At 43.8% G+C, this 25,598-nt stretch carries 26 protein-coding genes and 1 tRNA gene; 17 read left to right on the forward strand and 10 right to left on the reverse strand.

Going from position 1 to position 25,598, the window contains the following annotated elements:
* Positions 1-4: 4 nt before the first annotated feature.
* From AC1XTG_RS04205 to AC1XTG_RS04215, 3 genes are all read left to right on the forward strand, one after another.
* Complete coding sequence (locus AC1XTG_RS04205) at positions 5-628, forward strand: NADAR family anti-phage protein (RefSeq protein ID WP_484841129.1); 624 nt, start codon at positions 5-7, stop codon at positions 626-628.
* Between the two features lie 152 nt (positions 629-780).
* Positions 781-1,923, forward strand: a complete 1,143-nt coding sequence (locus AC1XTG_RS04210; protein ID WP_484841130.1) for a GmrSD restriction endonuclease domain-containing protein — start codon at positions 781-783, stop codon at positions 1,921-1,923.
* Complete coding sequence (locus AC1XTG_RS04215; protein WP_484841131.1) at positions 1,923-2,714, forward strand: MAE_28990/MAE_18760 family HEPN-like nuclease; 792 nt, start codon at positions 1,923-1,925, stop codon at positions 2,712-2,714. The genes AC1XTG_RS04210 and AC1XTG_RS04215 overlap by 1 nt, the downstream gene beginning before the upstream one ends.
* Before the next feature lie 146 nt (positions 2,715-2,860).
* Here AC1XTG_RS04215 and AC1XTG_RS04220 read toward each other — a convergent pair whose 3' ends face one another.
* From AC1XTG_RS04220 to AC1XTG_RS04230, 3 genes are read right to left on the reverse strand one after another with little or no spacing between them, the layout of a single operon-like run.
* Positions 2,861-3,820, reverse strand: a complete 960-nt coding sequence (locus tag AC1XTG_RS04220; protein ID WP_484841132.1) for a virulence RhuM family protein/type II toxin-antitoxin system death-on-curing family toxin — start codon at positions 3,818-3,820, stop codon at positions 2,861-2,863.
* 9 nt (positions 3,821-3,829) lie between these two features.
* Positions 3,830-4,519, reverse strand: a complete 690-nt coding sequence (locus AC1XTG_RS04225) for a hypothetical protein (RefSeq protein WP_484841133.1) — start codon at positions 4,517-4,519, stop codon at positions 3,830-3,832.
* A gap of 2 nt (positions 4,520-4,521) precedes the next feature.
* A complete protein-coding gene (locus tag AC1XTG_RS04230) occupies positions 4,522-5,790 on the reverse strand; it encodes a site-specific integrase (RefSeq protein ID WP_484841134.1) in 1,269 nt (422 codons plus the stop codon).
* 440 nt (positions 5,791-6,230) lie between these two features.
* On the opposite strand from AC1XTG_RS04230, the gene AC1XTG_RS04235 reads away from it, so the two are divergent.
* Together AC1XTG_RS04235 and AC1XTG_RS04240 are read left to right on the forward strand one after the other, a co-directional pair.
* Positions 6,231-6,815 (forward strand): hypothetical protein, encoded by a 585-nt coding sequence (locus tag AC1XTG_RS04235; RefSeq protein WP_484841135.1) that lies wholly within the window; start codon positions 6,231-6,233, stop codon positions 6,813-6,815.
* A gap of 199 nt (positions 6,816-7,014) precedes the next feature.
* Complete coding sequence (locus tag AC1XTG_RS04240) at positions 7,015-7,272, forward strand: hypothetical protein (RefSeq protein WP_484841136.1); 258 nt, start codon at positions 7,015-7,017, stop codon at positions 7,270-7,272.
* 41 nt (positions 7,273-7,313) lie between these two features.
* On the opposite strand, the gene AC1XTG_RS04245 is transcribed toward AC1XTG_RS04240, so the two are convergent.
* Both AC1XTG_RS04245 and AC1XTG_RS04250 read right to left on the reverse strand, forming a co-directional pair.
* The gene (locus AC1XTG_RS04245) at positions 7,314-7,886 is read right to left on the reverse strand and encodes a hypothetical protein (protein ID WP_484841137.1); all 573 of its coding nucleotides are present in this window, start codon (positions 7,884-7,886) and stop codon (positions 7,314-7,316) included.
* Positions 7,876-8,691 (reverse strand): hypothetical protein, encoded by an 816-nt coding sequence (locus AC1XTG_RS04250; RefSeq protein WP_484841138.1) that lies wholly within the window; start codon positions 8,689-8,691, stop codon positions 7,876-7,878. The genes AC1XTG_RS04245 and AC1XTG_RS04250 overlap by 11 nt, the downstream gene beginning before the upstream one ends.
* Before the next feature lie 153 nt (positions 8,692-8,844).
* On the opposite strand from AC1XTG_RS04250, the gene ubiE reads away from it, so the two are divergent.
* From ubiE to AC1XTG_RS04265, 3 genes are all read left to right on the forward strand, one after another.
* Positions 8,845-9,567: a bifunctional demethylmenaquinone methyltransferase/2-methoxy-6-polyprenyl-1,4-benzoquinol methylase UbiE gene (ubiE, locus tag AC1XTG_RS04255; protein WP_484841139.1), complete on the forward strand. Its 723-nt coding sequence runs from the start codon at positions 8,845-8,847 to the stop codon at positions 9,565-9,567.
* Positions 9,516-10,250, forward strand: coding sequence for a type IX secretion/gliding motility protein PorT/SprT (porT, locus tag AC1XTG_RS04260; protein WP_484841140.1), 735 nt, complete (start codon positions 9,516-9,518; stop codon positions 10,248-10,250). The genes ubiE and porT overlap by 52 nt, the downstream gene beginning before the upstream one ends.
* Positions 10,251-10,357: 107 nt before the next feature.
* Positions 10,358-10,432: transfer RNA gene (locus AC1XTG_RS04265), tRNA-Val, on the forward strand.
* A 123-nt stretch (positions 10,433-10,555) separates the two neighbouring features.
* Here AC1XTG_RS04265 and AC1XTG_RS04270 read toward each other — a convergent pair.
* The 3 genes from AC1XTG_RS04270 to AC1XTG_RS04280 form a co-directional block, all read right to left on the reverse strand.
* Positions 10,556-10,774, reverse strand: coding sequence for a hypothetical protein (locus AC1XTG_RS04270; RefSeq protein WP_484841141.1), 219 nt, complete (start codon positions 10,772-10,774; stop codon positions 10,556-10,558).
* 164 nt (positions 10,775-10,938) lie between these two features.
* Positions 10,939-11,844: a sugar phosphate isomerase/epimerase family protein gene (locus tag AC1XTG_RS04275; protein WP_484841142.1), complete on the reverse strand. Its 906-nt coding sequence runs from the start codon at positions 11,842-11,844 to the stop codon at positions 10,939-10,941.
* Between the two features lie 11 nt (positions 11,845-11,855).
* Complete coding sequence (locus AC1XTG_RS04280; RefSeq protein ID WP_484841143.1) at positions 11,856-13,013, reverse strand: Gfo/Idh/MocA family protein; 1,158 nt, start codon at positions 13,011-13,013, stop codon at positions 11,856-11,858.
* Positions 13,014-13,083: 70 nt separating this feature from the next.
* On the opposite strand from AC1XTG_RS04280, the gene AC1XTG_RS04285 reads away from it, so the two are divergent.
* The 7 genes from AC1XTG_RS04285 (at position 13,084) to AC1XTG_RS04315 (ending at position 21,134) form a co-directional block, all read left to right on the forward strand.
* Entirely contained in the window at positions 13,084-15,186 is a 2,103-nt protein-coding gene (locus AC1XTG_RS04285; protein ID WP_484841144.1) for a bi-domain-containing oxidoreductase, read from the forward strand.
* Positions 15,187-15,362: 176 nt separating this feature from the next.
* Positions 15,363-17,081: a heparinase II/III family protein gene (locus AC1XTG_RS04290; RefSeq protein WP_484841145.1), complete on the forward strand. Its 1,719-nt coding sequence runs from the start codon at positions 15,363-15,365 to the stop codon at positions 17,079-17,081.
* A 3-nt stretch (positions 17,082-17,084) separates the two neighbouring features.
* Positions 17,085-18,329, forward strand: coding sequence for a glycosyltransferase family 4 protein (locus tag AC1XTG_RS04295; RefSeq protein WP_484841146.1), 1,245 nt, complete (start codon positions 17,085-17,087; stop codon positions 18,327-18,329).
* A 130-nt stretch (positions 18,330-18,459) separates the two neighbouring features.
* On the forward strand, positions 18,460-19,791 hold the full coding sequence (locus AC1XTG_RS04300) for a 4Fe-4S binding protein (RefSeq protein WP_484841147.1): 1,332 nt from the start codon (positions 18,460-18,462) through the stop codon (positions 19,789-19,791).
* A gap of 28 nt (positions 19,792-19,819) precedes the next feature.
* Complete coding sequence (locus tag AC1XTG_RS04305) at positions 19,820-20,341, forward strand: NADH-quinone oxidoreductase subunit J family protein (RefSeq protein ID WP_484841148.1); 522 nt, start codon at positions 19,820-19,822, stop codon at positions 20,339-20,341.
* Positions 20,338-20,649 (forward strand): NADH-quinone oxidoreductase subunit NuoK, encoded by a 312-nt coding sequence (gene nuoK / locus AC1XTG_RS04310; protein ID WP_056279492.1) that lies wholly within the window; start codon positions 20,338-20,340, stop codon positions 20,647-20,649. The genes AC1XTG_RS04305 and nuoK overlap by 4 nt, the downstream gene beginning before the upstream one ends.
* 38 nt (positions 20,650-20,687) lie before the next feature.
* Positions 20,688-21,134, forward strand: a complete 447-nt coding sequence (locus AC1XTG_RS04315) for a DMT family transporter (protein WP_056283106.1) — start codon at positions 20,688-20,690, stop codon at positions 21,132-21,134.
* 53 nt (positions 21,135-21,187) lie between these two features.
* On the opposite strand, the gene AC1XTG_RS04320 is transcribed toward AC1XTG_RS04315, so the two are convergent.
* Together AC1XTG_RS04320 and AC1XTG_RS04325 are read right to left on the reverse strand one after the other, a co-directional pair.
* Positions 21,188-21,703 (reverse strand): DUF6265 family protein, encoded by a 516-nt coding sequence (locus tag AC1XTG_RS04320; RefSeq protein WP_229238525.1) that lies wholly within the window; start codon positions 21,701-21,703, stop codon positions 21,188-21,190.
* 102 nt (positions 21,704-21,805) lie between these two features.
* Positions 21,806-23,698, reverse strand: coding sequence for an amidophosphoribosyltransferase (locus AC1XTG_RS04325; RefSeq protein WP_056279494.1), 1,893 nt, complete (start codon positions 23,696-23,698; stop codon positions 21,806-21,808).
* A 297-nt stretch (positions 23,699-23,995) separates the two neighbouring features.
* Between AC1XTG_RS04325 and recO the strand changes: the two genes are divergently transcribed.
* Positions 23,996-24,691 (forward strand): DNA repair protein RecO, encoded by a 696-nt coding sequence (recO, locus tag AC1XTG_RS04330; protein WP_484841149.1) that lies wholly within the window; start codon positions 23,996-23,998, stop codon positions 24,689-24,691.
* A 72-nt stretch (positions 24,692-24,763) separates the two neighbouring features.
* Positions 24,764-25,483, forward strand: coding sequence for a hypothetical protein (locus tag AC1XTG_RS04335; protein WP_484841150.1), 720 nt, complete (start codon positions 24,764-24,766; stop codon positions 25,481-25,483).
* Positions 25,484-25,598: the final 115 nt, after the last annotated feature.

Raw genomic sequence — 25,598 nt, forward strand, 5'->3', positions numbered from 1 at the left:
GAGAATGGAAAATTCAAACATGAGATCTTATCACTATAGTGATAGTGTTGTTTTTGGAAAGACAAACGAGCTATTTGGCGGTTTGTCAAATATGGCACCTGGATATCCATTGTTTATTAATGACAATATAATATTAACCAGTGAGGCCCTATATCAAGCAATGCGATATCCCTTATTTCCTGATATCCAGCGAGAAATTATCGCGCAATCGAGTCCGATGACAGCTAAAATGATAAGTAAAAAATATATTCAGAGAACTCGACAAGATTGGGATGAAATACGAGTGAAGGTAATGCGTTGGGTTTTAGAAGTAAAGCTTTCACAGAACTGGAATAAATTTTCAACTCTTTTGAAAGAAACTGGTGATAGATCAATTGTTGAATATTCGACGAAGGATCAGTTCTGGGGAGCGTGCCGAAACGATAACAACCAATTAGTCGGAAGAAATGCTTTGGGGCGTTTATTGATGGAGTTAAGAGAAAAGTATGTGATATTTGACTATCAACCTCAGTGTATTGCTCCCGTAAATATAACTGGATTTATGCTGTTTGGATATGAAATTGATTCTATATGTAATGAAGATTTTTACCTTGTAGGTGAGGATTCGAATAACATTCAAATGGCATAATAGAACCACTATTCCAAGCGATTAATTTTGAATAGCAATACATGGGCTAATTAGCTCATTGAGCGGCTGAATTCATAAAGCTAAATTAAATTGACGTTTTTCAAAGTATTCTAATAGGTTAATTAGGTCTATAAAAATTAATATATTAAAAGATGCCAAGAGCTACTTTCACTGATAGAGAAATTGAAGAGAGATATAGAAATGGATCGTTTAATTTGACTCAAGAGCGAAATGATTTCCTCCTTCCTCAAATTATAGACTTTGTAAAGCAAAAACATTGGATGAACTTGCATCCTGAATACCAGAGGCGCATGGTCTGGGACAATAACAGAAAATCTTTATTTATCGAATCGCTGTTGATGAACATACCTATCCCGCCGATTTTTTTATTTGAATGGGATTATAGCAGATATGAGGTGATGGATGGGCAGCAAAGGCTTAATTCTATTATAGGATTTTATAACAATGAATACAAGTTGTCGGGGTTGGAAAGCTGGAAGGAGCTGAATGGCAAGAATTATTCGGATTGCCCACCAGTAATACGGCGCGGGCTAGATCGACGACGGATTTCTGCGACCGTCATTCTAGCTGAAAGTAGACAAAATCAAATGGCGTCTGATCAACAGACAATGCATCAAATGGTTTTTGAGAGATTGAACACCGGTGGAATGCGTTTGAATGCCCAAGAATTGCGTAACTGTATTTACTCTGGCCCATTCAACGATTTGATCAATTCGTTAGCTGGAAATTCCAGATTTAATGACACATGGTCAATTCCGAGATATGAGGACAACATTATCGATGGTGAAATTTCCTCTGAGTTAGCTAATAATAGTTTATTTAAACGCATGGTTGACTGCGAAATAGTCTTAAGATTCTTCGCTTTTCGAATAAAATCACAGGTAAAAGGGACAATTAAAGGTATTTTAGATAGTTGTATGAAAAGGAATCGTAATTTACCGGAGAAGGACATTGACAAATTGCGTGACATTTTTGTCTCTCGGCTGGATGGTTGTTATGATATTTTCGAAGAAGACACTTTTAAAATAAAAGATTCAAAAGGCAAGATGCAGGTTTCGGTTCCACTATTTGATGCGGTCATGGTAGCGGTTGATCATAATTTTGCTGATTTGCAAAAGTTGATTGATAAAAAAGGTGAAATTTCAGCTTTGTTAACAGAGCGAAGCCGGGATCAGGATTTCTATGAGCTGATTACCGGAAAAGTGGGTACTGCACCGTCGATAGTACAACGTTCGGAAGCTATTAGTGCAATTTTTACCGAGGTAATAGCCTGATGAAATACTTTGAGAATTCCTTTTTGGTCTTTCAAGCTCAGATTGAGGATATTGAATCATGCTATATCCATCTTAAGGATAGTAAGGAATTTAAAGCTGCCGTATTACAGAATCTAAATTGGAACCAAACTGAGCAGGGTACTAAGAAATTTATTCAGGGGTATTTACAAAAGAGCCTTCCAGATATCGCTTTTCTTAATTCAATGTTTGTGTCGTTTGCTGCATGCTACGAAGATTTTCTTAGGAATTTACTTGTAACTGTAATTACAGAAATTAATAGGAACATTCGGCCATTCGGTGGTCTATCAATACAATTAAGAAATAAACACTTACAGTCGACGGGAACTTTGCTAGCAAATCACGCGTCATCTCCTCCATATTTAAAAATTGATATCCGTAAAATCACCTCTAATATTGCAACCTGTTTTGACGAATCTGTGGATTATCGCTTAAATACAGAAATGGTGCATTTTCCGAAGGCGTTGATTAGCTTAAATTCTTTTTTCGAATTTTTAGAACTGTGTGAAATTAAATTGGACTTCGAAGTTCTTGCAAAAACGGACAGTATTAAAAAGTTTTATGGCCAATCGGGGGTAAATGATAGAGAAAAGTATCTAAATGAATTTCATAGAGAACTTCTTCGGTTGAGAAATGCTATTGCGCATAGCGGGCTAGCAAACTCAGATCTTTCAATACAGATTTTAGGTACTCATATTCAACTGGTTAGGGTGGAGTCAATAGCAATTTGCGAAATTTTGAATGTTGAGTTAGCCAGAATTTTTGAAAATTAGCTTTTATATATTCTAATTGGTAGGGGTGAAAGGCAGTAGTGTAACGATATTCGTATTTGGCAACTCACACGTGTCAATATTCCGTGTGTGCAACTGTAAATGCAAATCTCTTTTCCTAGGCAATTTATCCCGCCTAAATATTTGCGTTAGCTGTATTGGTTCCTATTCAAGACGCTAACAATCAATTTCTTTACCGTCTCCATTTCTTCCGGCTTACTAGCCGCTGCAAATAAAGTCAGGCTAGCAAGAGCCTCATTACTTATGATGGGATCTCCTGATTTTGACATTAAAAGGCCATTACTTTCAAGAAACAGCAAGAAACATGCAGCAGCAATGCGCTTATTCCCATCTACAAAACCATGATTCTTAATAATAAGGTATAGCAAAGTGGCCGCCTTCTCTTCAATTGATGGATAGAAGTCTATATCACCAAAGCCTTTACCAATTTGTACCAATGCACTCCGGAAGCTCCCATCCTTCTCCTTACCAAAAACATCAGAATCGAAATCGGCCTTCATCGTTTCAACTACACGATAATAGTCGGATAGCTCTGGATACACTGCATCTTTCGTGCTTATCCCTTTGGCGTCTAGTTGTTCATGGTCGTAATCATCTAGCAATTCCAATCCCTTTGCAAACTGTGCGAGCCAGGCAAAATCAGTTCCGCCTACTTTATCCTCTATTGCTCTGTTCAGTATTCGAATGCCGTCTCTGAGTGATTGGACTTCTTGCTGTTTTTCGGCCAGTCTCCGTTCGTTAACTGCATAACCCTGGATCAGATAGTCGTTTAACCGCTGAGTTGCCCATATTCTGAATTTGGTTCCTTGTGATGACTTCACACGGTAACCGACTGAAATCAGCACATCCAGGTTGTAAAACTTAGTCGGTCTATCTGCACCAGCAATGTGCAAAATTTGCACATTGCTTTCTTCATCTAATTCACCTTCCTTGAAGACATTGCCAATATGTTTGGTTATGACACTTCGTTCTCGCATGAATAGCTTACTGATTTGCTCCTGAGAAAGCCATGCCGTGTCATTTTCAAACTTCACCTCTATCTGGGTTTGCCCGTCACTAGTTTGATATATCTTGATTTTACTCTCCATAATGTAGTGTTATTTACTCGTCGGCCCATAGAAAAATGCCCTCAATTCTTCCTGCAACTGCTCCGGAATATTCGTTGCCGTCCGAATCTCGGACGCCTCCTTTTGTAATGATGATAAAGCCGAATTTTTAAAGCTCTCAAACTGGTGAAGTGCAATGGCAGTCCCTAGGCTAGTGGCCTTCATCGCATATTCCGAGCCATTTGGATCCTTAATGTCATTGAAAAGAAAGGAAAACAGACGTAGGATTTTGTCCCTGTCTTTACCCTTTATTTCAGCTCTGGCTCCGACATAGACTGGTTCCATCTTATAGGATTCGTAGTTGTCGATAACCCATTCCAGGCAAGTCTGAAGGCGTATCTTATCCTCCTTGCCAGAAGTCAGCTGAATTCTGGCCGGTAGAGAGAATTTGAAGTAACGCAGAAAGCGTTCCTTTTCATCGAAATGGTGGTAGTGGTATTCAAGACACTCGATGGACTCTTCAACAGAGCTGAAATAGCAGAGCAGGTTAATAATATCGTTCTGATACCTCCTTCGAGTGGGTCTTTCCGGAAAATGTAAATGGTATGGGTGTGTCGCCTCTCCAATTTCAAAGCGGAAATATGGAGTAAACTCCAGACTGTCTTGATACTTTAATCCAAAGTGCTTCTTGAACCTTTCAAATTCAGAGTATCCAGATTGGTAATCAGTTTGTTCTGCCATAATCACTCATCTTTAAAGCGCTCTTTCCATATCTCGGAAAGCTGACGCGCGTACTGTTTCTTAGTTACCTTAATGTATGTCAAAAATGCTTTTTCGGTCCGGTGACCAGTAATCGCCATAATGGCGTAACTCGGCGTGCCGGCGAGGTATTCGTTGGTTGCAAACGATCGCCTGGCGGTATGAGACGTAATTAATGAAAATTTACTTACCTTTTTCTGGGTCCGAACTTTCCCTTTCTTTTCGAATAAAGCGACTTCATCGCTCAGATTTGCCTTCTCGCCGATTTCCTTGAGATACTCATTCATCTTTTGATTGGATATCACGGGTGGCAAGTGGTTTGGCGTCTTATCCTTATATTTTTCCATCACTTTCCTGACAATCGGGTGAATGGGAATTTCCAGGAATTCATCTGTCTTGATCGTCTTTGTCTTCAAATACTTGAAGTCCGGCGATATATTTTCAGCTTGAATTGTCGTGAGATCGGAGAATCGTAAACCGGTGAAGCAACCGACAATAAAAAGATCCCGGACTTTTTCCAGCCTTGGCTCAGCTGACAGGTCAAGCTTCATAAGCAGCTTAATTTCTTCTTCATTGAGATAAATCGAATCCACCTCTTTGCGAGGGGTGGAGAAACGTCGACTCTTAAACTCTATGTTGTCATTCTCCTTGCGCTCGGTTGCTTCGTTTAGGAAGAACTTCAAAAGGCCGGTGTGCTTATTCTGCGTGTTTTCGTTATACTTCTTAACCTCTACCATGAATCGTTTGAAATCATGATAGAAGTCCAATGTGATGTCGTTGAATGCAATGCTCTTCTTTTTCGCATCGACCTGGTATTCCTTCAGCATCTTCAAGTGCGAGCGGTAAGTCTTGACCGTATTAGCGTTTTTGAATCCTTCCACTGACTTGATGTATTTGTCAATGAAATCAGCCAGGCCAGGCTTGCCTTTCTCCGGAGCTGCTTCATATTTGTCAGTCCTTATCTCGCGCTCAAATAGCGGTTTTAAATCGGCGGGAGTAATCGGCAGCTTCTGATAAAGCCGCTGCTGGTATATCTTCTGAACTTCATTCCGCCATCGGTCCAGATTGGCGTTGAGTTCCAAGTATGCCTCATGGCTTGCTTTCGCCCGCTGGTTTTTGGCGTCCCAGGATTTGGGCTTTATAAAATGATTTGTAGAAACAACAACCTGTTCCGTTCCATAGCGGAAGTACAGGGAAATCAGGCAATTGCCATTTGGCTTTGGCTTTTTAAGATAGTATTTTGAAGTGGCCATTAAGCGACAACTTAGTTTACACAAATCTATCTTAACTGATTTGGTTTACAAAATGGTTTACGATAAAAATCCTTTGCGAGGTTGTATATTGTCTAACCCAATTTTATATATTTGCCGTTAGTAGCTCTGAATCAGAATATTTTAACGAAAAGCTCATGAAAGTGTCATTCGAAGGTTCGATTCCGTCCATCACCACAACTTAAAGCCGCTACGAGCAATCGCAGCGGCTTTTTTGTTTTTCTATCCTCAGATCTTTTGTGGTAGCTAGTTGTTATAGGAAAATACTTAATAATCCCTGATCCATTCTGTGATAATTATATTGTGCAACGACAGTGCTTCTAAATAACTGATGTTCTAAGCGGGCTTTGCTGTATAATTGAACATAGGATATCATAGGCGTTATCGTGTCGCATACGTGAATTTACTAATGTACTTCGAAAATGATCTCAAAGAACGAGGCAAAAATGCTAGATCGTGTGTTAAAATCATTCGTTGATTCAAACGGAGGCACAACGGAGCTATTAGCTTTAAATTTGGGTATTGGACGGAAAACATCCGCGTTCTACTGCGAAAAGTTAGCGGATAGCGACTTCCTTAAGCTAATACCCGTTAGCGGAAAAGGATTGGCGAGTCATCAGGAATATATAGCAACTATCACCAATAAGGGGTATAACTTTCTTGTACACGAGGGAGGTTATACAAACTTGTATGTCCGTGACTTAAGAGTTCAAATTTGGCAAGTTGTGAAAATTATAGCAGGAGCGACTAATGCACTAGCTGTAATTTTTCTTAGCTATTTAACGTATGAAAACCAACGAGAGAAGGATATTAAAGAAATTCAAATTCAGCAACAAAAGCTTATAATTGAGTCAGAAGAAGCGAAGGTGAGAATGCTTGGTTTAAGACTATCGGCTCAAAAAAGAATCAGTGATAGCTTGCTTGCAAAAAAGCAAGTTGAATTGGAGCAAACAATTAGGGATGGGGAGAAGCGCATTAAAGTCTTGGAGCAAGGTAGTTTTCGCTGACGATTTAGTAAGGGTAAGAGCAATAAAGATTCAAGTACCACTTATATAGCCTACAACTTTGTCAATAAGTCTTTTGGGTTTGTCAATTGAATAACTATTTATTACTCCCCCTGAGATAACAACATATCGGTTGTGTAGTTTCTAAATAGCTGTGTCGAACTTTGTATAGACATTCAATCACAGAAAACCTACGCATCCCATGAACTTCAAAATCATCAATCTCCCCGAAGCCCAAAGCGAAATCTGCCTTCATCGCGATTGCAATGAGGCAGGCGACGAAATTGTTTGTATTAAAACATTCGTGACAAATTCTGATGGTATTGAGTTGATGTTGGAAACACGGGCGAGATTTGTCAATGGGAGTTATGCGCAGCGATTTGTGGCGGATTATTCGGAAACGTCAGCACGGAGCTTTTTACAGCATTGCCTTAAAGAAGAGAGAATTTGGGTAGATTGATATCGAGAGGTCGTATTACCTGAGTAACGCTGCATAACCCCCTAGCCCCCAAAAACCCGCTTATCAGTAACCGCCTCCCGGTGCGATTCCAGAAATTCACAAAATGATTTTACCTGCATTTCCTGCATTGAAAGATCAAGGGCGTGGTCGTATTCTTCTTGGTAAACCTGCTGGAAGTCGGTAATGATGTAGCGCAGGCTGCGTACTCCTTTTGCCCTTAGTGCAGGGAGATAGAAGTTCTGGTGATTTTGACTGTACTGACCTGGTTTATAGTTGCTTGTAGATTTAATGTCCGCCGCGAACATTTTACCTAAAACATCCACATAACCGTAAAGCAGCACATTGTTCAGCTGGTACTCGCAGTAAAATTGAGTGCGCAGCATTGGTCTGGGAAGCAATGCGCGGACTTGGTCAAGTATTTCCTGGTCGAAAGCTTCTTCGTCTGTTCCTTTAATTACGGCTTCTTCAAATGAAACCCCTTTTCGTTGCGCTTCTGTTTGCGGAATAGGAACGCGATTGATTCTGTCAATTAGCTCCTGTTCAGTCAAATGTCCTTTTTCAAAGCGGTCAAAACAATTAAGAATAGAGGGATATAGCTTGTAGTTAATTGCCATTTTTAATGCGTTGCTTCTTTTTACCCGGTTTGCCGAAGTGGTAAGTAAGTGAAATTCCCATAAAACTGAATTTATCATCCGGCGTGTCGCTGTAAGACTCGCTTTCCTCCGGATTGATCAGCCTCCGTCCCGATGTGGCGTCCATTTTGTCTGTTCTCACAAAATAAAAACGGTAATCGGCGCTTATTTTCAATGCAGGCAACAATGCAAATTCCAAAGAAGTGCCCAGCGGTAGCATACCTTCGCGCGTCCTTTTAATGCCCATAGGTCCACTGGCTGGCCCCCAGCGTAGAAATAACGGATTCCTGGCACTTAGCTTGCTGTTGGTAAACCGCAGCAATTCTCCACTATCCAGGTCAAATGCATTGGCGCTGAAATACAGCTGCCCAACGCCGCCGTAGACAGTTAAATGCAACGGTCCGGGTTCAAATGCGCTGAACTGTTCTGTGATATCCCATTTAGCCAGGAGTTCGATTGCATTATATTCATTGATAAAGTAAGAGTTGAAAAACTCTGATTGTTCCCCACCAACTTTTCCCGCACTAAAATCTATTTCAACAGAAAATTCTTTGGTGAATGCTTTTCCAATGCCTACTCCGGTCATACTGCGCATATCCTGTCCGTTCAGCTCCCCGAAAAACTGAGTAAGTCCGCCGCGAACCCCGATGAAGATGTCGTTTTTCTGCTTTCTATTGTAACTTTTCTTCCCGCTTATTCCATTGGAAGAGTAGGGGCGCGAAGGTTTTTGCGCGTAAGCAGCCGGTTGCAGAAAGCATAAAACCATTATCAGATATAGATGCTGCATAGAAGTGGGTTTTAGAAGTTGAAAAGTGTCGTCCCATTTAGACGACGGTTTACGCTTTTCGTCAGCCACTTACCGTAAATACAGCCCATTCGTCAACGCGAAACCGCAATTATCTGTTAGTTTTGTTCATAGTTGCATTTATCAGAAAAGAATATGAGTGTAGTACCTTACAAGGACAAGGAGGGCAGCAAAAGAGAGCAGGTTGCCGAAATGTTCGACAACATATCGCCGAAATATGATTTGCTTAACCACGTACTCAGCGCGGGCGTGGATATATATTGGAGAAAACGGGCGATCAAACTGCTCAGAAAGCAGCAGCCAAAAGTGATACTCGATATTGCAACCGGTACCGGCGACTTCGCCATTGAGGCGCTTTCGCTTAATCCGGAGCGTATTATTGGGGTAGATATCTCAGAAGGAATGCTTGCCGTTGGTCGTGAGAAAATTGCCAAAATGGGCAAGCAAAATGTGATTACCCTGCAAAAGGGCGACTCGGAAAGTTTGAGTTTTGCGGACAATTATTTCGACGCCATTATCGTTTCGTTTGGAGTACGGAATTTTCAGAATTTGCTGGCCGGCCTGACAGAAATGAACCGCGTGATGAAGCCGGGCGGAAATTGTGTGGTAGTAGAGTTTTCCAAGCCGCGCAGCTTCCCTTTTAAGCAGTTTTACAATTTTTATTTCAAATACATATTACCAATCATAGGAAAGACCGTCTCAAAGGATAGTTCGGCTTACACATATCTGCCCGAATCAGTCCAGGCGTTTCCCGACGGAGAAGCTTTCCTGGAAATTTATAGAAAAGCAGGTTTTACTAATACCAAATGCATATCACTTACCTTCGGGATTTGTTCAATTTACATCGGGCAAAAGTAATATTAGGAATGCTCGTGCTGCTGATAGCGGCGCAGGACTGCATGGCGCAGGGTATTGGATACAGGCGAAAGCACCTGGAATATTACGACGATAAGCCCATTCACTACGGAATTTTATTCGCCGTACCATTTACCCGCTTTAATATCCGGCACAATGATGATTTTCTGCAAAGAGATTCTGCATATGTGATCCAATCGCCCACGCAGGCATCCTTTCGCATGGGCTTCACCGTTAATGCGTTCCTGACAGATCATTTTGACCTTCGTACAACTCCATCGGTCTCTTTGTATGAGCGACAGGTTAAGTTCAGTTATCCAAATGCAGCAGACAGAGTAGAAAAGCGCGAATCAACCTGGATAGAAGTCCCATTGCTTTTGAAATACAAATCACTTCGCAGGGTAAACTCACGCATGTATATGCTCGCGGGGGTGACTTTTGGAGTTGAAACCAATGTCAAAAGAAATCGCGGAGGCGGCTCGGCAAAGCTGGATACAAAATCCACTGACTTCTCGATTGATTATGGAGTGGGTTATGAGCAGTTCTTTGAGTTCTTCAAATTCGCCCCGGAACTCCGTTTCTCGCATGGATTGACGAATATGTTACAGCCTTCAAAAAATTCAGTCGGATCGGGGATCGGCAGGATGTCAACTCACACAGTCACGCTTTATTTGAACTTTGAGTAGGTATATTGATTTTCAGTTGCTTGTAAATTTTTTTAATTTTTTTTCTAAAAAAGTTTGCAGACCTAGATTTAGTCGCACATATTTGCACTCCCAAACGACGGGAAAAAGGGAGTTTAGCTCAGTTGGTTCAGAGCATCTGCCTTACAAGCAGAGGGTCGGGGGTTCGAATCCCTCAACTCCCACGATTACAAAAAGGCGCTAGCAATAGCGCCTTTTTTGTTTTGCATAGCATCAGCATTTCGTTCAGATCACATCTGCATTTGTTATCTATCCAGTCAGGAGGCGACAAACGGATGAATGACACTTCAATCAAACTCATACTTCATTTCCAGTTTTACAGTGCTCTGTATTTTTGGTACCAATGAGGTAAAGCCGAACCATTCGCCACCGCCGGTCGCGCCACCTTGGCGGCCTGTTACAGTTACCTGTAACGTGTAGTCGCCGTTTGTAGTCTGAGAAAGATTCTGCGTCATTTTATGGATGTTAACTGGTGAGTTGACAGGCTTACTGAAATCTGCTTTCATACCGACAAGCAGTGAATTCTTGGAAAAATTAATCACCTGAGGCACAATCCCGGGCTTACAGCCGAAAAACACATTGTAAGTTGCCGAGTTATTAATCACTCTGAAAACAATCGGCTGCTCTTTTTCATAGGTCTTCGCAAACCAGTGATCCAGCCACCCAGCTTCTACTTACGGTAGCTTTTCAAACCTTCCTGATCGCCAAGCTCACCTAATAGCTTTTTCAGTCCTTCTATATTCACCTTCAATCCGTCTTCTGCATCCGGGGCGAATTCTTCGTTGATAATGCCTATCGGACCGTTGTAGCTGCTTTCCCTGATGATCTGCATCATTTCCAGCTCCGCGTCGCCCTGGCCAACAGGTACTACTTTCACCGGGTTACCTGTTTTTAAGCCCGCCAGGTTAATTGCCAGTAAATGCGGCAGTATCCTGGGGTAAAAGGTTGGAAATGTTTCCAGATCAGCTTCTGCGTGGTGGAAGTTGTAAACAATCCCGATGTTCGGTTTATTGACATACCTGATCAATTGTAGCTGATTTTCGGGATCTCCGTACCAGCCTCCGTGGTTATACACGCCCACTTTGCAGCCAATCTCCGCCGCTTTGTCGGCTATATAGGCAAGTGGTTTCGCATGTGCCTCGATCTTTTCCTGCTGCGACATTTTATCCAAGTCCTTGATTCCCGCAATCATGCACCAGATTTCTGTTTTGACCTGATGCCTTTTCAGCACTTCCAGAATGATCGGCAAAGTCTTATCGTTTTGCGGGTCCGGGCCTGAATACAGCCAGAATGCCTGCAATTTGATATGGTGGCTTTTCAGCGACTCTATTTCTTTATCAAACTCTGGAATATGCTTCTCCCGCCAATCGTAAGCGAGCATTGTAATGCCAAGTTTATTGAGCATTTCTGATCGCTCGACGGGGCCGCGGTTTTTGCTGTCAAATGGTACAATGCACCAGGCAATCAGGTTGTCTTTCCTGTAAATGCTCTTTTGGGCATACACCGAACTCGTCAGCAATGCAATCAGAAGAATGCATTTAGCCGAAATTGAAACGCTTTGTTTGTACCTGTTCATGTTCAGAAATTTTATAGATGAACTTGCTGACCCGTTTCCGCCGACTGAATTCCCGCTTCCAATACCCGCATAATTTTCAAACCGTCAGAGAAGTCGGGCTTAATCTCAGTTTTTTCATCCACAGCTTTCAGGAAATCAACTACTGCGTGTACAAATGCATGTTCGTAGCCAATAATATGCCCCGCTGGCCACCAGTTACCTACATAGGGATGTGCAGATTCGGTTACAAGTATGTTCCGGAACCCTTGCGCAGTTTCATCGTCGGCAAGCGAGAAGTATTGCAGTTCATTCATTTTTTCCAAATCAAATACAAGACTTCCCTCGCTGCCATAGATTTCAAACGACAAACGGTTTTTTCTCCCCGTCGCCAGTCTTGTCGCCTCGAATGAACCCACAGCGCCATTTTTGAACCTTACCATCATCAAAGCGGCGTCTTCTACTGTTACCTCTCCCTTTTCAGTTGCATTGGCTTCTGCCGACAGGTTACCAGATGTTCCTTCATTTGCAAGCGGCCGTTCTTTGATGAAATTGGCTGTAAGGCAGGAAACCGAAGTGATATCACCTACGAGGAAATGCGCCAGGTCTACTGCATGCGAGTTAAGGTCCCATTGCGGTCCAGCCTGCGCGATTTCTTTTTGCAGCTGCCAGGTTAATGGAAAATTCGGGTCTACGATCCAATCCTGCTGATAGCAGCACCGCCAGTGAAAAATGCGCCCGATTTTACCGGCTTCAATCATTTTCTTCGCCTGCGCTACTGCGGGTACGCGTCTGTAATTGTGGTTGAGATAATGCACAACTTTGTTGTCTTCGCACGCTTTCAGCATTTCTTCGGCTTGCCGGCTGCTCATTGAAAGGGGCTTTTCGCAAAATATGTGTTTGCCTGCCCTGGCTGCGGCAAGTGCAATTTCGTAGTGGAGGTTTTGAGGCAATGCAATGTCAATAATATCAATGTCGTCGCGCTCGATCAGCTTCTTCCAATCCGTCTCAGTCTCTTCCCAGCCCCATTTCTCTGCAAATTCCGTAACCGACGACTGGTTTCTTCCGCATGCAGCTTTGAGGATAGGTTTCACGGAAATGTCAAAAAACTGAGGGGCTTTGAGCCACGCGTTGCTGTGTGCCCGGCCCATGAACTTATAACCAATAATACCGATATTGAGCGCTCTTGTCATTGCTAAAAAGGTCTGTTTACTAATTAAATGTGAGGCTGAAATTTAGGTAATAATTAACACACTATACACGATGAAACAACTTGCGCTTCATCTGCGCACGGGTAAAGTAATGCTGCACGAAGTCCCCGCGCCACTTGTCCGCAAAGGATGCGTGCTGATCAGGACGCGAAAGAGCCTTGTTTCGGCAGGTACTGAAAAAATGCTTGTCAGTTTCGGCAAGGCCGGTTTGTTGTCTAAAGCAATGCGTGAGCCCGGGAAATTCAGACTGGCCTTGGCCAAAATCAAATCAGAAGGCATTACCAATGCAATCTCGCTGATCTCAAATCAACTCAGCCAGCTGATACCGCTCGGCTATGCGCAGGCGGGCGAAGTGATTGCAGTAGGTGCGGGTGTTGAGGGATTTTGTATAGGCGACCGGGTTGTAAGTAACGGCTGCCATGCCGAGGTGGTATGTGTGCCGGTAAACCTGGTCGCCAGAATTCCCGCGAATGTATCTGATGAAGAGGCTGCATTCACGGTTCTGGCTGCTGTGGGTCTGCAGTCAATCCGACTCCTGGCGCCGACATTAGGTGAGACAATCGTTGTTATGGGCCTTGGGTTGATCGGCTTACTTACAGCGGAGCTGCTGCGGATCAATGGTTGTCAGGTTATCTGCATTGAGCCGGATCAGCAAAGGCGGGAGCTTGCGGCGAAACGGGGTTTTAAGGTTTTTGACAATAGCCTTGCAGATCCTGAATCAGGTTTGTCTGCATTGAATGAGGGGCACGGCGCGGATGGTATCATCATTGCAACAGCGGGAAAGTCTGGCTTCATTATCAGCGAGGCAGCGCGCATTGCGCGGAAAAGGGGCAGGATTGTACTGGTAGGCACAGCCGGGCTGGATCTGGAAAGAAGTGAGTTTTACAAAAAAGAGTTGAGCTTTCAGGTTTCCTGCTCTTACGGACCTGGCCGTTATGATCAGATGTATGAAGAAGAAGGCATTGATTACCCTTTTCCCTATGTCCGCTGGACTGAAAACAGGAATTTTCAAGCGGTACTGCAACTCTTGCAAGAGGGAAGATTAGAAGTAAAATCATTGATTTCGGCGACGATCGCGTTGCAGGAGACTCCGGCTTTTTACAATCAGGAGGAGAAAGGAAATGTGGCTACACTTATCAATTATCCCACTCGCACAACTGAGGGGCGACAGGGAGATCTGAAAACTTTCAAATGCAAATCTTCCATTCCCATCATCGGCATAATCGGTGCGGGCAATTTCGTCAGAATGACGCTCTTGCCCAATCTAAAAGGAGCGGCCGTTAAATACATTGCGAGTGCTGGTGGGCTTAACGCTTATAATCTGGCCAGGCAATATAAAATCGCTCGTCCGGTATCAGACTACCATCAGATTTTAGATGATCCCGAAATCGATCTGGTGATTATTGCAACCCGGCATAATCAGCATGGAAAATTGGTCATAGAAGCATTAGAAGCAGGTAAACAGGTATTTGTTGAAAAGCCACTAACTATTTACCCGGAAGAGCTCGACGGGATTATTGAAGCGCAGCACAACGCGCGAATGCAACTTTCCATCGGATTTAACCGCCGGTACTCGCCGTATGTAAGCAAAATGCGCGAATTGCTGGCGGGTGCTCAGATGAATGTGACCGTCACGGTAAATGCAGGCAGCCTGCCTGCTGACTCCTGGTTGAAAGATCCGGCAATTGGTGGCGGAAGAATACTGGGAGAAGCCTGCCATTTTATTGATCTGGTTACTTGTCTTACACAGAGTCGCGTGACGGCTGTATGCAGTAATGCCATGCGAAACCAGACGGGGCAGGCTGATGAAAATGTAAGCATTCTGCTCAGGTATCTGAATGGATCGGCAGGAGTAGTTAACTATTTTTCTAACGGCAGCAGTAAGTATCAGAAGGAGCGGGTGGAAGTATTTTCCGGCGGTTGCACGTTAGTACTCGATGATTTCAAATTCCTGGTTGGTTATGGTTTTAAAAATTTCAATAAGCTGAGTGTAGGTAAGGACAAAGGCCATAAACGGCAATTTTCGCAATTCAGCCAGGATAAAAAAAACATAAATCTAGCCGAAATCAGCATAGCAGAAGTTGTGAATACGACGCGGGCCACATTTGCAGCAGTGGAGAGCTTGAAAACTGGCCATTGGATTGAAGTAAGATGAAAATACTACGCAACTTTCTTCACTATAAGCATTTTCTCCTAGAAATGGGGTTTAGCTACGTAGCTTTTCGTACTATCTACGAAATTTGCCGTAAGTTAAAAATTTTGCGGTGGCGTTTTCCTGATCAATACGTACTGGAGTCCTCTATCTCTCTGGTAGATTGGCGGCGATCAAATGTGCGCTTTTTTGTACCGGTTAAAGCTGAAATGCCGCACACACACCATCAGATCTTAAAAGAAAGAGTCAACAGAATTGCGCAGGGTGAGCAGCTATTTTTCTCTAATGAATGGATCAGAGTAGATGATTGGCATACCAATCCCAAGTCTCGTTTCAAGTACCCGAAAAATCAGCATTGGACGGAAATTGCGACATTGTCTCCCGCAGCCGGAGATATTAAGTATGTTTGGGAAAAGGCAAGATTCAGCTTTTTATACGACTTGATCCGCTTTGATTTTCACTCCGGGGTAAGCCAGTCGGATCAGGTTTTCTCCTGCATTGAAGATTGGATTGATCATAATCCTGTTAACCGCGGCCCGCACTGGGTTTGTAGTCAGGAAATTTCACTACGCGTGCTCAACTGGATCTTTGCGCTGCATTACTACCAGCATTCGCCAGCATTGACGCCGGCTATTTTCAGTAAGATCATACCTAGCATTTATGCCCAAATGCGGCGTGTATCTGCCCATTTCAGGTATTCGCGGGTTATTCTGCACAATAATCACACACTTACCGAAGCAGTCGCCTTGTATTCCGCTGGTATACTGTTTCCCTTTTTCCCGGAAGGCAATACCTGGCGGCGGCAAGGTAAAAGGGAATTTGAAGCTGAAATTGCCTCTCAGATTTTTGAAGACGGGACTTACATTCAGTTTTCAATGAACTACCACCGCGTAGCAGTACAACTGCTGACCTGGGCACTGCGCCTGGGGGAGTTGAATAGCGATCGATTTAATAATGAAACTTACCGGAAAGCCCAGAAAACTGTTGCGTTTCTCCAAATGTGTCAGGATGAAAAAAGTGGACAACTGGCCAATCTGGGTAACAACGACGGAGCCTTGTTTTTTCCATTAACCGAATGCCATTTTCGCGATTTCCGTCCACAGTTACATGCATTAGCAGCACTTTTAAATATGCCCGATCAATACGGCAGTGGCAGCTGGGATGAAGAGGCACATTGGTTTGGCATTGTCCGGCCGAAAGTGGAGCACAAATCTTACTCAGCTATAGCTCCTGGCAAAGACTTCAAAATTGGAGGTTATTATATAGTCCGTGATGACCAAACTGTTACTTTACTTCGCTGTGCTGCTTATCGTAATCGCCCATTTCAGGCTGACAACCTGCATCTTGACATTTGGGTTGGAGGGCGGAACATTCTTCGTGATGCCGGGAGTTACTCTTACAATACGGAAGCAAACTGGGCGGGCTATTTCGCGGGCACCACTTCGCATAATACGGTTACGCTTGGGGAATGTGATCAAATGCAGAAGGGTCCGGGATTTACATGGTCTCATTGGGTGCGGGATGCAAATGGATCGGCTTTCTGTTGTGGTGAAGAGTCTGTTTTGGAAGGACAATTCACAGGATTTACTTTTCTGGAAAAGCCTGTTATCCACCGTAGGCGGGTGTCAAAGGCGATCGGCAGGCTGCATTGGATTGTTGAAGACTGGCTTGAAAACGTACCCGGCAATAGGGTATCAAAACAGCATTGGCATCCGGACAATGCATTCTTCGAAAATTACCGCATCACTGCGGTTGATCACGGAAACAAGTGCATTGTTCCCGAAAAGCTACCCGGCTATTTCTCCGAATTTTACGGCAGCAAAACAGAATGCACTGCGCTGGTTTTTCCATTTACCGGCAGCTACATCCGAACAGAAATCTCGCACATTAGCTTATAAAGTATGCATATCTTGTTGATACACCAGTTCTTTCTCAGAGACAATGAAGGGGGCGGGTCAAGGTGGAATGAAATGAGCAGGATATGGATCGGGCAGGGCCACCAGGTGACGGTACTTGCGGGAAATGTGCATTATATGAACTCAGAAAATGCGGCGGGAGAGAGGTGGTTTACTGATACTACCAATGCGGTTGGCGTGCGGGTAATTCGTTGTTTTGTTTCTGAAAAGTACCATTCCGGCTTCTCTGGCAGGTTAATAGGATACTTCTCCTTTGTCTTCTCAGCAATTTTTGGCGGCATTTTCTACGCGAGAGAGAGGTATGATGCAGTTTTGGTAACTTCTCCGCCGCTCTTCATCGGTTTTTCGGGCTGGCTGCTGGCTCGATTGAAAAGGATTCCATTCATTTTGGAGATAAGAGATTTGTGGCCTGAATCGGCGATAGGCGCCGGACTTCTTACGAGCAAGCGCTTGATCAAGGTTTCTTATGCTTTTGAGCAATTCTTATATAAGAGGGCAAAAATGATTAATGTACTTACTCCTGCATTCCGGGATGTGTTAATCAATCAAAAGAATGTAGAAAGGGAGAAAATCTGCTTTATTCCAAATGCGGCGGACTTTTCATTGTCGGAGAAGATTAATTCAAACTTTGACAATGTTGCATTCAGGCAAAAGTTGGGGCTCAAAGATGCTTTTGTGCTGATTTATGTAGGCGCGCACGGCGTTGCAAATGCGCTGATGCAGCTCATAGATGCGGCAGAGTTGCTTACCGATACCCACGCGCATTTCCTGCTGATAGGCGATGGCGCTGAAAAGCAGAGGCTGATGAATGAGGTTGCAAGAAGAAGTTTGAAGAATGTGACTTTTATTTCGCAAGTCTCAAAAGAGAAGGTATTTGAATACATTCTGGCGGCAGATGCAGGCTTGTCTGTATTAAAGCGTGCGGAAATTTTCAAGACTGTTTATAGTAACAAAACCTTCGATTACTTTTCTTGCAGAAAACCGGTGCTGATTGGTATCGACGGAATATCAAAGGAATTGGTTAGCCAGGCCGATGCGGGCACATTTGTTGAACCCGAGCATCCCGAAGATCTTGCAGCAAAGGTGCGGTTTTACCTTAAAAATCCGGAACTTGCTGAGCAACAGGGAAACAATGGTTATTTATATGCCAGACAGCATTTCGACAGAACGCAACTGGCTGACAAATACCTCTCCCTTATTCAAAAATTGATTGAAGCGAATGATAGTTAAATGGCTGAATTGGCGATTTTTACATTCAAATGAGTGAACCGAAATCGTAATCAGCAAGTTGTATAAAGGTCTGTTTTCATTCACTTACTCTATCTTTGCAATAGGGTAGAATCCCAAAATCAAAAACGACTTGTCGACTTACTTTAATAATATATCAGAAGGAATTACAACCACAATGACGGGATTGCGGCTGACGCTGCGGCATTTGTGGGGTGCGAGAAACAGGAGAAAGCTGGTTGATATCCGCTCTGATGATTTTTATAGTCAGAATGATGGGATGGTCACCATTCAGTATCCTCTTGAAACCATTCCAATTCCTGACAATGGGCGGTACCGGCTTCACAATGAAATAGACGATTGCATTGTCTGTGATAAATGTGTGAAAGTGTGCCCGGTCGATTGCATTGAAATTGAGCCTATCCGGGCTGTGGAAGAGGTTGGGCGTGCTTCCGACGGTTCGCCGATCCGGCTGTATGCGGCTAAGTTTGACATTGATATGGCCAAATGCTGCTATTGCGGCCTTTGTACAACGGTTTGCCCCACGGAGTGTCTTACAATGACCAAAACGTTTGATTACAGTGAGTTTGATGTGCGGGATATGGTTTACAATTATTCCAATCTCACACCTGAGCAGGCCGACGAGAAACGTGCGCTTTTGGAACAGTTTCAAAAGGAAAAAGAGGCTGCAAAAGCTGCCAAACCGGTGGAGGCAAAACAGCCAGCAGAGCCCACAGCACCACGTTCTGCATTCAAGCCTACGATCAAGCCTAAACCACAGGTTGAAGAGAAGCCGGCAGAAGCAGTTATGAATGCGGAAGAGCCGAAGCCAGCACGGCCGGTTTTCAAACCTAAAAAGCCTGTCGATAATAGTACAGCTAGCGAGAATCCTGCTGCTGAACCCGTAGCGACACCAGATCCGAAACCTGCTTTTCGTCCTACACTAAAGCCGAAAGTAGTTCCTCAGGAAAACAGCGATAAGCCGGTTTCAGAAACGCCTCCGGAAGCTCCGGTACCAGCGAAACCTGCATTTAAACCAACAATGAAGCCAAAAGCTGTTGCGGACGAAAATGTGGAGAAGCCAGTTTCTGAAACACCCGCGGAAGCTCCGGCGCTAGTGAAGCCTGCATTTAAACCCACAATGAAGCCAAAAGCTGTTGCTGACGAAAATGTGGAAAAGCCGGTCTCTGAAACACCTGTAGAAGCTCCGGTACCAGCGAAACCTGCATTTAAACCAACCATGAAGCCGAAAGTTGTTGCTGACGAAAATGTGGAAAAGCCGGTTTCAGAAACACCTGCGGAAGCTTCGGTACCAGCGAAACCTGCATTTAAACCAACCATGAAGCCGAAGGTTGTTGCGGACGAAGATGTGGAAAAGCCGGTTTCGGAAACGCCCACAGAAGCTCCGGCGCCAGCGAAGCCTGCATTCAGACCAACAATGAAACCTAAGCCGCCAAAAGAGTAGGTGCTGGTGATTTTTATATAATAACAACATGGAAGCAGCAGCATTTTACGCCTTTTCTCTTATTGCGATTTTGGCAGCGCTCTTTATTCTTTTTTCGAAGAACCTCATTTACGGCGCATTTGCGCTGTTTCTGGCATTCCTGGGAGTAGGTGCATTGTTTGTTCTTGCGGGCGCAGATTTTCTGGGCGTTTCGCAGATCATGATTTATGTAGGAGGAATTCTGGTGCTGCTGATCTTTGGTATCATGCTCACGCAAAAGGCTGTCAGAAATAGTGATCCGACCAGACATAACCGAGTTGAGGTACCGATATCCCGTAAAGTTGCGGGAGTAATTGCAGGTGTTGGCTGCGGACTGGTTTTACTCAGGATTATCTTCTCGGCCAACTTCAGAATGGCAGGCGAAGCTGTCGAAAACCGATCCACGATCAAAACCATAGGGGTGGAATTGATGACGAGCCATTTGTTACCTTTTGAAATTACGGCTATTTTGCTGCTGGTAGCGCTTGTTGGCGCCGCATATCTCGCTATGAACCGAAATCCTGCCAAATGACTTCCATCACAATCTACCATTACCTGATCGTAGGTGCGATTCTGTTCTCGGCCGGACTGGGCATTGCTGTTACCAAGCGCCATTTTATCGGAATGCTCCTGGGTATTGAGTTAATGCTCAATGCAGTTAATGTTAATCTGGTGGCATTCAGTCGGTACGATGGGGAGCGTTTGAGTGGACAATTGTTTGCATTGTTCGTCATGGTAGTTGCTGCTGCGGAGGTAACGGTGGCACTTGCGATCATTCTGCGCGTGTACGGTCATTACAAAACCGTTGATCCCGACGATCTGGATGAGCTGCAACAATAGGTCGCTTGCTTAATAATATGTTTATCAAAACCTCGAAAATGAACTGGATTTTTCTGATCCTGGCATTCCTGATCGGCATTTCTAATGCGGTACAATCCGGTGTGAATGTGCAGCTGCGCGAGTCTATCAACAATCCGATCCTGGCGGCCATTATTTCATTTTTTGGAGGATTGGTAGTCCTGCTCATCGCCTATGCCTGCTTCAATCAAAATCCTGTTCCTTCATTCAGCGAGATCAAACAGGTTCCATGGACACGATTTATGGGCGGTGTACTGGGTGCCTTTTATGTATTGACAGTGATTATGATCATTCGTCACATTGGTTCCGCAAATATGATCTGCCTAGTGGTGGCCGGACAAATGGCAGCGGTAATGACAATCGATCACTTTGGTTTGCAGGGCTTCGTTGTTCACCAGATTTCAATGCCCAGGATACTGGGAGCAGTTTTACTCGTTGCGGGCGTTTACCTGATCATCAAAAACTAAAAAAGGTGACAGCTGCGGGGCAACTATCACCTTTTTTATAGCTGTAAAGCTATTTATGGAATGCGGTTGAAAACAAAAAGGTCAACAAACTCCCATTTATTGTTCTCCATTTTTCCTCTCTGGATCACCAGCTGATTTTGTGAACGTCTTTCGTAAATGATCCTTACAGAAACGTCATCTTTCTCAAACAAAGCCTGGTTCTTTTTTGCTTCGATAAAGTTGTAGGTGTCCGACACATTCTTCTCTTCCAGTGCAATCAGACCGGGTTTGAAATGCTTCACTCTCGCAATCGGCCCTTTATCGCCTTGTTCAAATGCAAATACTTCGTACAAAGCAGGCTTATCATCCTTGATCATACGGATATAGCCCATAATGTTGTTGCCGGCAGGGGCTGTCCATGAAGCTTCGATGGGTCCGCCATTGTAAGTACCAAGCCAGTGACCTTCAAGAAAAGCAATGTCGTTTAAGGTTCCTGTGGTTGTTTGTGCTTTGGAGAATGTGCTCACGAGCGAGAGCGCAATTAGAAAAGAGAAGATCTTTACAGATCTGGTCAGGTTGAAATTCATCATTGGTTACAGGTTTATTTTAGCAGGCAATTTAGGCGAATGCGGCGTTTAAAAAAAATAAGCCGCCTTGTTTCCAAAGCGGCTTATTAGTAATGTGTTTATGAATTAATATGCTCTTTCCAGCTTTCCTTCGTAAGAATTGGCAAATGCTTTGTTTACCACCTTATTACCGCCTTGGGTTGGGTAGTTTCCGGTAAAGTACCAGTCTCCCAGGTGATCAGGGCAGGCTTTGTGCAGGTTTTCAACTGTTTGGAAAACTACTGAAAGCTCTGCATTCAAATCTTTCGGACGAATGCTTTCGGCGATTTTCTGAGATATTTCCTCGTCTGTAAAAGGCTCGTAAAGTGCTTTTACAAAGTTGGTGTGATATGGATTTTTAGTCGCAATGGAAGTTACACTCCGTGTGTAAACATCTTCCAGAAGATATTCGAGATCTCTTTCTTCCAACAGTTTGAGAACGGCACGGAATGCGACAAAGTCTTTCATTTTCGACATATCGATTCCGTAACAATCAGGGAAACGGATCTGCGGTGCTGAGGATGCGACTACTATTTTCTTTGGTTTCAAACGGTCAAGCATGGTTAATATGCTCTTTTCCAATGTTGTTCCACGTACAATGGAGTCGTCTATGATCACAACCGTGTCCACATTCTTACGAACTACCTCAAATGTGGTATCGTAAACGCTGGATACCATATCGTCTCTCAGTGCGTCGGCGGTAATGAAAGTTCTTGATTTTACATCTTTTGTTACCAGCTTCTCGATCCTCGGACGGAATGAGAGTACTTTTTCCAGGTCTTCTTCAAAAAGAATTCCCTCCATGATCGCCTGCTTGCGTTTTTTCGCAAGATATTCTTCCAAACCTTCAATCATTCCGAGGAATGCAGTTTCGGCGGTGTTGGGAATGTAGGAGAAAATGGTGTTTTCAAGATCATAATTGATCTCCTTCAATATTTGCGGTATCAGCAATTTACCAAGCTGCTTGCGCTCGTAATAAATATTCGGATCGGTTCCTCTTGAGAAATAAATCCGCTCAAAGCTGCACGACCGTTTTTCCAGACGTGGCAGGATCGGGAATTCATTGTACTCTCCGTTTTTGTCAATAATTAATGCAGATCCCGGTGTGATTTCGGTAATCTGATCGTAGTCTACATTGAAGGCAGCTTTAATAGCCTGCTTTTCGGAGGCTACAACAACAACTTCATCATCAGCATAATAGAATGCGGGACGGATACCGGCAGGATCGCGGATCACGAATGATGCGCCATAGCCTGTCAATCCGCACATCGCATAACCTCCGTCGAAATCGCGGCACGAGCGATATAATACGCGCTGCAGATCTATGTTGTCTTCTATTACATCGGAAAGTGTCGGATTTTCATAGATTCCTTTGAACCTTTCGAACACGCGCTGGTTTTCTTCATCCAGAAAATGTCCTATTTTCTCCATTACGGTAACGGTGTCCACTTTTTCTTTCGGATGCTGGCCAAGTGAGACCAGTTTTCCAAAAAGCTCGTCAACATTTGTCATGTTGAAGTTCCCGGCCATCACGAGGTTGCGGCTTCTCCAGTTGCTTTGACGAAGCATCGGGTGACAGTTTTCAACCTCATTGGTACCGTGCGTACCGTAACGAAGATGTCCCAGCCACACTTCTCCGGTAAATGCAAGATTCTCCTGAAGCCATTTGGCATCCATGGAGCGGTCTCTGTGATTCTTAAGACCTTTGCGAAATTTCTTGTGGATTTTGGAGAAAATATCCGTAAGTGGCTGAGGTTCTACGGATCTGTATCTGCTAATGTATCTTTTCCCGGGCGGTACTTCGATTTTAATGTTGGCTACTCCGGCTCCGTCTTGTCCCCGGTTTACCTGTTTTTCCATCATCACCGAAAGCTTGTGTACGGCGTACAGGGGCGTTTCGTATTTGTCGATGTAGTATTGATAGGGCTTTCTAAGACGGATAAGTGCTATGCCGCACTCATGCTTAATGGCGTCGCTCATAGGAAGAGGAATGCTTTACAAATATGAATGTTTGCAGCTACGCAAAGCGTATTACCTTAATGTTAACTTGAACGAATTTAAACCTTGGTTTAGTTCGCTTCTTCTTACAAAGGTACAAATCCTTTAGCTCAAAAAATTTCAAACATCGGCGATTTTTAGAGAGTTATTAACCCCTTCAAAACGGCGAACGGTTTATCACAATAACAACGGCAGATATTTATATTGGTGCGCCGCTGCGGCTGAGATGGAAACCTATCTAACAGAAAGATAAGTATTTTTGGTCAAAAAGAATCCGGTATGCTTCATAAAACCCGAGGAATTGCACTGAGCTACATTCGCTACCGGGAATCTTCCATTATCTCGAAGATCTATACGGAGGCATTTGGGATACAGACCTACATAGTGAACGGTGTAAGAAGTTCGAAGTCAAAGTCTAATAAAATTGCTTTGTTCCAGCCACTTACACTTTTGGATATGGTGGTGTATCATAAAAGCAAGGAGGATACTATTCACAGGTTGTCGGAGCTGAAATGCTATGCCCCGTTTCACAGTATCCCATTTGATGTGATCAAGTCGAGTCTTGCCTTGTTTGTTACTGAAATTCTTGGGAAAACTTTAAGAGAGGAAGAGCGGAATGAACTTTTGTTCCATTATATCGAAGAATCGGTTCTATTTCTCGACAATGCGGAGGGTAGCTTTGAAAACTTCCACATCCAGTTCCTGTTGCAGCTCGCATCTTTTCTGGGATTTGGAATCGAAACAATCGAGGACCTGGAAAATGAGCTGAAAGAAAACAATTACCCGCATTCGGCTGATACGGCTGAGCATGCGGCTTCCGAGCATTTACTGTATTCAACCTTTGGCACGCGCATTGTATTGGACAGAAGTCGTCGGCTAAAAATTCTTGAGAAGCTTATTTTCTTTTACAAAATACATTTGGACGGACTTGGCGAAATCAAGTCGCTGGAAGTTCTGAAAGAAATCCTGAGGTAGTGTAATCGCAGCTCAGGTGTAGACTTGGCATAATTTTGATGACGTATATACTACCAACAAATCCAGTCAAAAATGAAACATATACTTACAACCACCCTGGCTTTGATTTCAATGATTGCTTTTGCGCAGGATAGCCTGTCGCAGGTACCCAAAGGCGCGTGGAAGTCACAGGAACCAACCGGAAGCGCATCGACTCTCATTGTCGCAGATAATTATATGGTAATTGCCTCTTACAGTGTAGGTAATAAATACTTCGAGCGCACCGAAGGCGGACCATTCACGATGAGCGGCGACCAGATGACCTACACACCTGAATTCAATTCGGCAGATACGGCCAAGATCGGGATTCCTATTGTTTTTACGGTCACTGTGAAAGACGATATCCTGACATTGAGATATGAGGAGGCGATGGTATGGATGCGTGTTGACGATGCCACGAATGTTCCTATGGCTGGCGCGTGGCATATCACCGAACGGGCAAATGGCGCGCAGGGAGAACTTGTGAAAATTCATCAGGAGGGAACGCGTAAAACCTTAAAACTGCTATCTGCAACGAGGTTCCAATGGTTTGCGATTGATCCTGCGGTAAAAGGTTTTTATGCAACCGGTGGTGGAACCTATACAGCCAAGAATGGTAAATACACCGAAAAGATCCAGTTCTTCTCGAAAGACAATAATCGGGTAGGGAGCTCATTGAGCTTCGATTTCAAGCTTGATAATGGAAGGTGGGACCACAGCGGGAAAAGCAGCGAAGGAAAACCTATTCATGAGATCTGGGAAAAAATTAAATAGCCAAATGAACTTATTTAGATTTGTTCAAAATAATTAAGCGTAAAAATTTGAATCATTCTAAATAGCTCTTACATTTGTCCGGGTTATAACTGTCAATGGGATGAGCGTTTTTGTT

It is taken from the genome of Dyadobacter sp. HNCC25DJ183, assembly GCF_056895175.1.

What these genes read in the sequence shown, in the direction of transcription:
- ubiE (WP_484841139.1), top strand. Translation starts at nt 8,845, where the DNA reads ATGAGTGTAGTACCTTACAAGGACAAGGAGGGCAGCAAAAGAGAGCAG.
- AC1XTG_RS04205 (WP_484841129.1), top strand. Translation starts at nt 5, where the DNA reads ATGGAAAATTCAAACATGAGATCTTATCACTATAGTGATAGTGTTGTT.
- AC1XTG_RS04285 (WP_484841144.1), top strand. Translation starts at nt 13,084, where the DNA reads ATGAAACAACTTGCGCTTCATCTGCGCACGGGTAAAGTAATGCTGCAC.
- AC1XTG_RS04230 (WP_484841134.1), bottom strand. Translation starts at nt 5,790, where the DNA reads ATGGCCACTTCAAAATACTATCTTAAAAAGCCAAAGCCAAATGGCAAT.
- AC1XTG_RS04235 (WP_484841135.1), top strand. Translation starts at nt 6,231, where the DNA reads ATGATCTCAAAGAACGAGGCAAAAATGCTAGATCGTGTGTTAAAATCA.
- AC1XTG_RS04305 (WP_484841148.1), top strand. Translation starts at nt 19,820, where the DNA reads ATGGAAGCAGCAGCATTTTACGCCTTTTCTCTTATTGCGATTTTGGCA.
- AC1XTG_RS04215 (WP_484841131.1), top strand. Translation starts at nt 1,923, where the DNA reads ATGAAATACTTTGAGAATTCCTTTTTGGTCTTTCAAGCTCAGATTGAG.
- AC1XTG_RS04320 (WP_229238525.1), bottom strand. Translation starts at nt 21,703, where the DNA reads ATGATGAATTTCAACCTGACCAGATCTGTAAAGATCTTCTCTTTTCTA.
- AC1XTG_RS04240 (WP_484841136.1), top strand. Translation starts at nt 7,015, where the DNA reads ATGAACTTCAAAATCATCAATCTCCCCGAAGCCCAAAGCGAAATCTGC.
- AC1XTG_RS04275 (WP_484841142.1), bottom strand. Translation starts at nt 11,844, where the DNA reads ATGAACAGGTACAAACAAAGCGTTTCAATTTCGGCTAAATGCATTCTT.
- AC1XTG_RS04245 (WP_484841137.1), bottom strand. Translation starts at nt 7,886, where the DNA reads ATGGCAATTAACTACAAGCTATATCCCTCTATTCTTAATTGTTTTGAC.
- AC1XTG_RS04210 (WP_484841130.1), top strand. Translation starts at nt 781, where the DNA reads ATGCCAAGAGCTACTTTCACTGATAGAGAAATTGAAGAGAGATATAGA.
- AC1XTG_RS04295 (WP_484841146.1), top strand. Translation starts at nt 17,085, where the DNA reads ATGCATATCTTGTTGATACACCAGTTCTTTCTCAGAGACAATGAAGGG.
- AC1XTG_RS04325 (WP_056279494.1), bottom strand. Translation starts at nt 23,698, where the DNA reads ATGAGCGACGCCATTAAGCATGAGTGCGGCATAGCACTTATCCGTCTT.
- recO (WP_484841149.1), top strand. Translation starts at nt 23,996, where the DNA reads ATGCTTCATAAAACCCGAGGAATTGCACTGAGCTACATTCGCTACCGG.
- AC1XTG_RS04225 (WP_484841133.1), bottom strand. Translation starts at nt 4,519, where the DNA reads ATGGCAGAACAAACTGATTACCAATCTGGATACTCTGAATTTGAAAGG.
- nuoK (WP_056279492.1), top strand. Translation starts at nt 20,338, where the DNA reads ATGACTTCCATCACAATCTACCATTACCTGATCGTAGGTGCGATTCTG.
- AC1XTG_RS04220 (WP_484841132.1), bottom strand. Translation starts at nt 3,820, where the DNA reads ATGGAGAGTAAAATCAAGATATATCAAACTAGTGACGGGCAAACCCAG.
- porT (WP_484841140.1), top strand. Translation starts at nt 9,516, where the DNA reads ATGCATATCACTTACCTTCGGGATTTGTTCAATTTACATCGGGCAAAA.
- AC1XTG_RS04250 (WP_484841138.1), bottom strand. Translation starts at nt 8,691, where the DNA reads ATGCAGCATCTATATCTGATAATGGTTTTATGCTTTCTGCAACCGGCT.
- AC1XTG_RS04270 (WP_484841141.1), bottom strand. Translation starts at nt 10,774, where the DNA reads ATGAAAGCAGATTTCAGTAAGCCTGTCAACTCACCAGTTAACATCCAT.
- AC1XTG_RS04280 (WP_484841143.1), bottom strand. Translation starts at nt 13,013, where the DNA reads ATGACAAGAGCGCTCAATATCGGTATTATTGGTTATAAGTTCATGGGC.
- AC1XTG_RS04315 (WP_056283106.1), top strand. Translation starts at nt 20,688, where the DNA reads ATGAACTGGATTTTTCTGATCCTGGCATTCCTGATCGGCATTTCTAAT.
- AC1XTG_RS04335 (WP_484841150.1), top strand. Translation starts at nt 24,764, where the DNA reads ATGAAACATATACTTACAACCACCCTGGCTTTGATTTCAATGATTGCT.